This window comes from Janibacter sp. CoH_79_TC_3 (assembly GCF_058197955.1).
The window spans coordinates 1-439 of the sequence record NZ_JBXWIV010000067.1; the positions used below are offsets into that span (position 1 = coordinate 1).

Below are 439 nucleotides of genomic sequence, written 5' to 3' on the forward strand. Positions count from 1 at the left end.
CCATAGACGAATTTATCATCAATATCTATTTAATGGTAGAGCAATATTACAAAATAGTCGTCACCAAACCCTTGCGAGGGGCAGGTTATGCGCCAAAGCTGAGTGATCCTGAGATTATTTGCATGGAACTGGTCGGTGAGTTTTTACACCTTGATCAAGACAAACAGATTTGGCAATACTTTACCCAGCACTGGCAATCTTGGTTTCCAGCCATCGGCTCATATCCTAACTTCGCAAAGCATTGCGCGAATTTGTGGCAGGTCAAACAGCGGATACAAGATACAGTCAGTCAACTTGAAGGCCGTGACAACATCCATTTTATGGATGGTTTTCCGATACCCGTCTGTCATTATGGGCGCGCGTATCGGCATAAAAACTATCAAGACTTAGCGGCTTTTAGCTACTGTGCGGCTAAGCAAGAGAGGTATTATGGCTTTGA

1 protein-coding gene is annotated in these 439 nt (G+C 44.0%); it reads left to right on the plus strand.

From position 1 onward, the window contains the following. Positions 1-2 precede the first annotated feature (2 nt). Positions 3-439, plus strand: a 437-nt coding sequence (locus tag AC2FA3_RS15095) for a transposase family protein (protein ID WP_490510298.1), incomplete at its 3' end; no start/stop codon positions are given.